This window comes from Ciceribacter azotifigens, from assembly GCF_048159625.1.
GTDB lineage: Bacteria > Pseudomonadota > Alphaproteobacteria > Rhizobiales > Rhizobiaceae > Allorhizobium > Allorhizobium azotifigens.
The window spans coordinates 439,351-446,186 of record NZ_JBLQTA010000002.1; the positions used below are offsets into that span (position 1 = coordinate 439,351).

Sequence of the window (6,836 nt, forward strand, 5' to 3'; positions counted from 1 at the left end):
GCGGCCACCCCTTTACAGAAGCGGTGGCCGCAACTATGCACGGGGCTCCTTTTCAGCGAGGTGAAATAGCAACTACATGCGTACCGAAATCGAGAACGTCGTCGACGAAATCAAGCAGGCCATAAGCCTGCTGAGGAGGCATCTTTGACTGGGACCAGGCGATAAGACGACTGGACTGGTTGAACAACAGGGCAGAGGATCCGAACCTCTGGAATGACGCCGCCGAAGCACAGAAGCTGATGCGCGAGCGCCAGCAGCTGGATGATGGCATCAACGGTGTGAAGGCGCTCGAGCGGCAGCTTACCGACAACGTCGAACTCATCGAAATGGGTGAGGAAGAGGGCGATCAGGAGATCGTCACCGAGGCCGAGAACGCGCTGAAGGCGCTGAAGACCGAGGCCGGCCGGCTCCAGGTCGAAGCCATGCTGTCGGGCGAAGCCGACGGCAACGACACCTATCTCGAAGTCCATTCCGGCGCTGGCGGCACGGAGAGCCAGGACTGGGCCAACATGTTGCTGCGCATGTACATCCGCTGGGCCGAGAAGCAGGGCTTCAAGGTTGAGGTTCTGGAAGTGCATGAAGGTGAAGAGGCGGGCATCAAGTCGGCGACGATCCACGTCAAGGGTCACAACGCCTACGGCTGGCTGAAGACGGAATCCGGTGTGCATCGGCTGGTGCGCATCTCGCCTTATGATTCGAACGCTCGACGCCACACGTCCTTCTCGTCCGTCTGGGTCTATCCCGTGGTCGACGACTCGATTCAGATCGACATCAACGAGAGCGATTGCCGCATCGATACCTACCGCTCTTCGGGTGCCGGCGGACAGCACGTCAACACCACCGACTCGGCGGTGCGCATTACGCACATTCCAAGCGGCATCGTCGTTGCCTGCCAGCAGGAACGCTCGCAGCACAAGAACCGCGCGAAGGCCTGGGACATGTTGCGTGCCCGTCTTTACGAAGCGGAACTCAAGAAGCGCGAAGAAGCGGCCAATGCCGAAGCCGCGTCGAAGACCGATATCGGCTGGGGGCACCAGATCCGCTCTTACGTGCTGCAGCCGTACCAGTTGGTGAAGGACCTCAGAACCGGCGTCGAGAGCACCGATCCGGACAGCGTGCTGAACGGTGGCCTCAACGAGTTCATGGAGGCGGCACTCGCCCATCGCATCTCGGGTGGCGCCGACGTCGAGGTCGCCGATATCGACTGACCTCGGGAAGATTGCAGAAATGGCGAGGCGGCGGGACGAAAATCCCGCCGCCTTTGCGTTTCAGAGGCGTTCTTCTGCCGTCTCGGCTGCCGACGCCGGCCGCAATGTCAATGCGGCAAGGAAGAGCACCATCAGCGAACAGGCGGCGATGGTCGTCACCATCGGCATGGCCGTGCCGTCGAAGAACAGGCTTGCGACCCCGATTACGCTCGACGCCGTGACGAATTGCAGCGTCCCCATGAGCGCCGAGGCTGTCCCGGCGATCCGTCCGTGGCTTTCGAGCGCCAGCACCGCCGAGGTCGGAATGACCATGCCGAGGAAGCCGTAGCCGACGAAGAGCAGCGCGGAGAGGACCGGCAGGCTGCCGAAGCCGGAGGCGAAGGCCAGGAAAAGCATTGTCGAGGCGAGCGCGAAGCCGGCGACTGCGAAGCGGATCAGTCGTCTCAGGCCGAACCGGCGCGACAGCCGGCCGTTCATCTGCGATGCGCCGATGAAGGAGACGGCGTTCATCGAGAAGACGACGCTGTAGAGGCTGGGCGAAAGCCCGTAATGCTCGATGAGCACGAAGGAAGAGTTGGCGACGTAGATCATGTAGCTCGCCATGCCGAAGGACGCGATGAGGACGAGCCCGAGGTAGTAAGGATCACGCAGCAGCGTCGCATAGGAGGCGAGGGCGCTGCCGAGACTGCTCTGACTGCGGGCTTCTTCGGAGCGGGTTTCGGGAAGCAGCAGCGTGACAAGCACGGCCCCAAGCGCGGCGGCGAGGACCATCACCCAGAAGATCGCGCGCCAGCTTGCCGCGAGCGTCACGCCACTGCCGGCGAGCGGCGCCAGAATCGGCGACACGCTGAAGACCAGCAACAATCGCGACATCAACTGGGCGGCTGCCACGCCGGTGAAGAGGTCACGGACGATCGCGCGGCAGATGACGGCTCCGGCGCAGGCGCCGATGCCCTGAAGGGCGCGGAAGCCGACCAGCCATTCGATCGAGGGGGAAAGCGCGCAGCCGACCGCCCCGATGGAGAAGAGCGAAAGGCCGAAATAAAGCGGCTTCTTGCGGCCGATCATGTCGGAGACCGGTCCGTAGACGAGCTGGGAGAGCGCCATGGCGACGAAGAAGGAAACGAGGCTCGCCTGCACGGCGCTGCTGCCGGCATGGAGCCCTTCACCGATCTCGGGAAGGGCGGGAAGATACATGTCGATCGCGAAAAGACCGATGGCAGTGAGCAGGCCGAGGACGATCGGAAGGGATGCTTTGATGTTTGGCTGCATGGAAAAAGCCTTCGTTGCTCCGCGGCACGGGCCGCGAGGAGGTTGAATCGGATGCGGAATGAATGAATGAATGAGGCGCGTCGGCCTATGCCGAGCGGTGACTATGATGTATAAATTATTGGACACAATTGTCCAATTCGTCAAGCCCCTTTATGGTGAGGCATGGATCAGATCACGGACCATCAAAAATCAGCGGACGGTCACCGCGCTGGCGCACCGGGCAAGCGCGCCGCAATCATCGACGCGGCGGCGGCGATCTTCGCCGACAGCGGCTATTCGAGTGCGAGCATCGACGCGATTGCAGCCCGCGCCAAGGTCTCCCGCCAGACCGTCTATAACCAGATCGGCGACAAGGATAAGGTCTTCAAGGCGGTCGTGGAGGACGTCACGCAGCGCTCCAGCGCCCGCTTCTTTTCGGTGCTCGATAGTTTTCCTGATGCGCCGTCGGACATCGAGGCGGATCTCGCCGCCTTCGCCAAGCGGTTGCTGAAGGTGGCGATCTGCGAGGACTGCGGGCGCTGGCTTTTCCGTATCCTGTCGCTCGAGGGCGCGCGGCACCCGGAGCTTTTCACCAGCTGGCGGGAATACGGCCCGGGACGCAAATATCCCGCACTCGCCGCCCGTTTCGCGCAACTGGCCCACGGCGGCTATCTGACGCTCGACGATCCCTCGCTGGCAGCGCGCCAGTTTATGGCGCTCGTCATGACCGACGTGCGCGCCGACCTGCAGCTCGGTCTCCCGATCCCCGAAAGCGAGCTGGACGGGCTCGCACGCAATGCTGTCCGAACCTTCCTCAAGGCATTCGGAAAGCGCTGAGAGCGAAGCTTCTGCCGCGCTTTTCCGCCGGTCAGTTCGTGGCCTTCTCGATCTTGATCTCTCCGAACTCGTCGATCAGCACCGTCCAGCTTTCCGGTTCCGTCGCTGCCGGATCGGTCTTCAGGTAGACGGTGGCGAAGAGCCCGGGTTGCCGGCTGATGCCGGTCGAGTCTTCCGGCCGGATGTCGGTGACGTAGGGTTTGATCGCCGTGAACTCTTCGAGTTCGACGCTCTCGACCACCTGCGGGCCGGTCTCGTCGAGCGCGATCTGCTGCAGATAGACCTTGGCCGTGCGATCCGGCTGGCGGATGGCGACGAGCTTGTAATAGCCGCGGCGCGTTGCGGTGTCGGCTGCGGTGCTGTCCGTGCCGGTCGCACTCTTTGCTTCGGCCTTGCCACTCGGCTCGCCGCCGACTTCTTCCCAGAAACCGGTGCTGACGACGAAGGTCGCCGTTACGGGCAACTCATCGATATCTCCGGCGAAGACAGGGGCAGCAGCCATTGCCAGTGCGGCGAAGGCCAGTCGGGAGAAGACGTGTAAAGCCATCCGGAAACCTCCCTAGTTGGAAAACTGTTCGGCCAGAATTCGGTCCGACCAGGAACGGTCGGGATCGGACAGAATCCGCGCCGTCGTGTCCTCGGATTGCGCAATCTGCACCCTGATCACCGATTTCACCTCGGTGTGGTCGGCGACCGCGTTCACCGGTCGCTTGTCGGCTTCGAGCACGTGAATGTCGACGCTCACCTTATTCGGAAGCAGCGCGCCGCGCCAGCGTCGCGGACGAAAGGCGCTGACCGGGGTCAGTGCGAGCAGCGGCGCTTCGAGCGGCAGGATCGGCCCGTGGGCCGAGAGATTGTAGGCGGTCGATCCCGCAGGCGTCGCGACCATGAGACCGTCACAGATGAGTTCGTCGAGTCGCACCTTGCCGTCGATGATGACGCGGAGCTTCGCTGCCTGGTAGGACTGGCGAAACAGCGAGACCTCGTTGATCGCCAGCGCCACCGAGGCGGTTCCGTCGGCGCTCTCGGTCGTCATCTTCAGGGGATGGCAGTCGTTCTCGACGGCGGCTTCAATCCGCTCGCGCAGCTTCTCCATGTGGAAATCGTTCATCAGGAAGCCGACCGAACCGCGATTCATCCCGTAGACGAGCTTGCCCGTGTTCATCGTGTCGTGCAGCGTCTGGAGCATGAAGCCGTCGCCGCCGAGCGCAACGATCACGTCGGCCTCCTTCGGTTCGACGCTGCCGTAGACGCGAATCAGCTCCTGCCTGGCGGCCTGCGCTTCCGGCGCGCTGGAAGCTATGAAGGAAAGCGACTGGAAGGAACGAGACATCGGGGGCCCTCGGTGACGGGCTCTGTGGTACATGAAAAAGGCCGAGAGCGACAAGGTGTTTCGCTGACCCGCTTGCCGGCCGCGACAGTCGGGCGAGGCCGGGCAAGTGTCTGCCAAGCTGCAGAAATTGCTTTACAGCCGGCCAAAATCTGCTTATCCGACGGGCGCATGATGCCCTTGTAGCTCAGTTGGTAGAGCACCTGATTTGTAATCAGGGGGTCGCGGGTTCGAATCCTGCCGGGGGCACCATTTTTCCTTGGGTCTGTTCTGGACAGACCGCTTCCGTTCTCCACCTTTTTTACATTTGTCGTAGTCCCGCCTGTCTGCTTGCGCTATGATCGTCAGAGTTGCAGGAGGCTGCCATGACCCGACGTTTGCGCGTGTTTGCAGGATTGGTCGCGTTTGCCGTGCCGGTGATGCCGGCCATGGCCGAGGATGTGCCGACCGCCATCTACAAATGTGACGGTGGCAGCACGTTCACCGTGCGCTTCGAGAACGACACCGCCTATGTGAGTTTCCCGGACGGCAAGACCTACGATCTTCCCGCGGCGATCTCGGGCGACGGTTTTCGCTACGAGGCGGATGGCGTCGAACTGCGGGGCAGGGGCGAGGATGCGACCCTGACGGTGCCGGGGACCGCACCACTCGTCTGCCGGGCCGAAGACACCGACTAGGACGCAGCTTTCGCGAGGAACTGCCGCGAGGCGTAGAGCGCGATCGCGGCGGCGTTCGAGACGTTGAGCGACTTGATCGCTCCCGGCATGTCGAGCCGGGCGAGCGCATTGACGGTTTCACGCGTCTTCTGGCGCAGACCCTTGCCTTCCGAACCGAGCACGAGCGCGATCTTCTCGCCGCGGAACGTGCCTTCGAGTGGGGCCGGTCCCTCCGAATCGAGGCCGATCGAATAGAAGCCGAGCCGGTGCAACTCGCCGAGCGCATCCGCGAGATTGGTGATCTGGATGTAGGGGATGAGTTCGAGGGCGCCCGAAGCCGATTTGGCAAGCACGCCCGATTCGGTCGGGCTGTGACGCTGGGTGGTGATCACCGCACCGGCATTGAACGCGACGGCCGAGCGCATGATAGCGCCGACATTGTGCGGGTCCGTCACCTGGTCGAGCACGAGCAGGAGCGGACTTTCCTTCAGGGCTTCCAGACGCCGGACGGGCAGGGCGCGCGTCTCGATCATGACGCCCTGATGGATGGCATCCGGACCGAGCACCTTGTCGATTTCCTGCGGCGAAACGATTTCCACAGGAAAGGAGAGCGTTTCCGGCTGGCCGATTTCGAGCCGGGCAAGGGCGTTCTGGGTTACCGAAAGCTTGATGATCCGACGTTCCGGATTGTCGATCGCAGCGCGTACCGTGTGCAGGCCATAGAGATAGACCTGCTCGGGAGCAAGCTGCGGCGGTGTCCAGCCCTCGGCCGACTTCCTCCGCTTCTGCGGTGCCGGGGTGGGGATTTCGCCCCTCTCGCGCTTGGCGTCGCGCACCTGGCGGCGCAGGGTGGCGTAGTGGCTGTCGCGGGCGGATCTGTCTTTGGAAGTGTCTTTGGCCATGCGGCTTTATAGCGGCGAAGTCTTGCGGCGGATAGAGGTGCCCGGCGGCGAAGGCGTTTTTGCGAGGTGCGGAAAAATTTCGGAAAAATTCCCCGGACATCGTGTTGACATCGACCGATAGGGCGGTCATATACCCGCCGCAGATCACGGGGCGTCGCTCCCGAGGATCTGGAGAAAGCTTGGTCGCTTGATCCGGTCGGAGACTGGAGGGATGCCCGAGTGGTTAAAGGGGACGGACTGTAAATCCGTTGGCTCAGCCTACGTTGGTTCAAATCCAACTCCCTCCACCATTCCGACATCGGATCGAACACCGCGGGTATAGCTCAATGGTAGAGCAGCAGCCTTCCAAGCTGAATACGCGGGTTCGATTCCCGCTACCCGCTCCAATCGCACTCGTCACCCCATAACTCGCGTGTTTGCCGGTCTGTCGCCGGTGCTGGCCGGCTGTTTCGGTCTGTCGTGCGCGAGGGAGACGGTATCCGGATCGCCCATGTCGCGGCCTTTGCCGCGCAGAGCAAATAGGTCTTGCGCAATTGCTGCGAAAGCCTTAAACGGCGGCACTAAACCCGTTTGCCGGGTCAACCATTTACGATCATAGGAAGCATTCAAATGGCAAAGAGTAAGTTTGAGCGCACGAAGCCGCACGTTAACA

The 6,836-nt window shown here is 62.4% G+C and carries 8 protein-coding genes and 3 tRNA genes; 6 read left to right on the plus strand and 5 right to left on the minus strand.

All coding sequences use genetic code 11. The annotated features are described in order from the left end of the window. Positions 1-76 precede the first annotated feature (76 nt). Positions 77-1,208, plus strand: a protein-coding gene (gene prfB / locus ACM6UT_RS05085) for a peptide chain release factor 2 (RefSeq protein ID WP_416796266.1) whose coding sequence is annotated in 2 segments (ribosomal slippage) — positions 77-145 and positions 147-1,208 — 1,131 coding nt in all. Because the reading frame shifts where the segments join, the coding sequence is not laid out codon by codon here. A gap of 60 nt (positions 1,209-1,268) precedes the next feature. On the opposite strand, the gene ACM6UT_RS05090 is transcribed toward prfB, so the two are convergent. Then, on the minus strand, positions 1,269-2,480 hold the full coding sequence (locus ACM6UT_RS05090) for a multidrug effflux MFS transporter (protein WP_416796267.1): 1,212 nt from the start codon (positions 2,478-2,480) through the stop codon (positions 1,269-1,271). Positions 2,481-2,642: 162 nt separating this feature from the next. Here ACM6UT_RS05090 and ACM6UT_RS05095 point away from each other — a divergent pair, with 162 nt between their 5' ends. Continuing rightward, on the plus strand, positions 2,643-3,296 hold the full coding sequence (locus ACM6UT_RS05095; protein ID WP_416796268.1) for a TetR/AcrR family transcriptional regulator: 654 nt from the start codon (positions 2,643-2,645) through the stop codon (positions 3,294-3,296). A 31-nt stretch (positions 3,297-3,327) separates the two neighbouring features. On the opposite strand, the gene ACM6UT_RS05100 is transcribed toward ACM6UT_RS05095, so the two are convergent. Both ACM6UT_RS05100 and ACM6UT_RS05105 read right to left on the minus strand, forming a co-directional pair. Next, positions 3,328-3,843, minus strand: a complete 516-nt coding sequence (locus tag ACM6UT_RS05100) for a hypothetical protein (RefSeq protein WP_416796269.1) — start codon at positions 3,841-3,843, stop codon at positions 3,328-3,330. Between the two features lie 12 nt (positions 3,844-3,855). Next, on the minus strand, positions 3,856-4,629 hold the full coding sequence (locus ACM6UT_RS05105; RefSeq protein ID WP_416796270.1) for an NAD kinase: 774 nt from the start codon (positions 4,627-4,629) through the stop codon (positions 3,856-3,858). A 173-nt stretch (positions 4,630-4,802) separates the two neighbouring features. Here ACM6UT_RS05105 and ACM6UT_RS05110 point away from each other — a divergent pair. Together ACM6UT_RS05110 and ACM6UT_RS05115 are read left to right on the plus strand one after the other, a co-directional pair. Continuing rightward, positions 4,803-4,878 (plus strand) — tRNA-Thr (locus ACM6UT_RS05110). A gap of 113 nt (positions 4,879-4,991) precedes the next feature. Next, entirely contained in the window at positions 4,992-5,303 is a 312-nt protein-coding gene (locus ACM6UT_RS05115) for an MliC family protein (protein ID WP_416796271.1), read from the plus strand. On the opposite strand, the gene ACM6UT_RS05120 is transcribed toward ACM6UT_RS05115, so the two are convergent. After that, entirely contained in the window at positions 5,300-6,184 is an 885-nt protein-coding gene (locus ACM6UT_RS05120) for a TrmH family RNA methyltransferase (RefSeq protein WP_416796272.1), read from the minus strand. The genes ACM6UT_RS05115 and ACM6UT_RS05120 overlap by 4 nt on opposite strands. A gap of 205 nt (positions 6,185-6,389) precedes the next feature. On the opposite strand from ACM6UT_RS05120, the gene ACM6UT_RS05125 reads away from it, so the two are divergent. Then, positions 6,390-6,474 (plus strand) — tRNA-Tyr (locus ACM6UT_RS05125). A 22-nt stretch (positions 6,475-6,496) separates the two neighbouring features. Then, positions 6,497-6,570, plus strand: a tRNA-Gly gene (locus ACM6UT_RS05130). Between the two features lie 10 nt (positions 6,571-6,580). Here the strand turns inward: ACM6UT_RS05130 and ACM6UT_RS05135 are convergent. After that, a partial coding sequence (locus ACM6UT_RS05135) for a hypothetical protein (RefSeq protein ID WP_416796273.1) occupies positions 6,581-6,836 on the minus strand: 256 nt, incomplete at its 5' end.

Excerpts from the sequence above, each read along its gene's own strand:
- ACM6UT_RS05090 (WP_416796267.1), bottom strand. The coding sequence starts at position 2,480 with ATGCAGCCAAACATCAAAGCATCCCTTCCGATCGTCCTCGGCCTGCTC.
- ACM6UT_RS05095 (WP_416796268.1), top strand. The coding sequence starts at position 2,643 with ATGGATCAGATCACGGACCATCAAAAATCAGCGGACGGTCACCGCGCT.
- ACM6UT_RS05100 (WP_416796269.1), bottom strand. The coding sequence starts at position 3,843 with ATGGCTTTACACGTCTTCTCCCGACTGGCCTTCGCCGCACTGGCAATG.
- ACM6UT_RS05105 (WP_416796270.1), bottom strand. The coding sequence starts at position 4,629 with ATGTCTCGTTCCTTCCAGTCGCTTTCCTTCATAGCTTCCAGCGCGCCG.
- ACM6UT_RS05115 (WP_416796271.1), top strand. The coding sequence starts at position 4,992 with ATGACCCGACGTTTGCGCGTGTTTGCAGGATTGGTCGCGTTTGCCGTG.
- ACM6UT_RS05120 (WP_416796272.1), bottom strand. The coding sequence starts at position 6,184 with ATGGCCAAAGACACTTCCAAAGACAGATCCGCCCGCGACAGCCACTAC.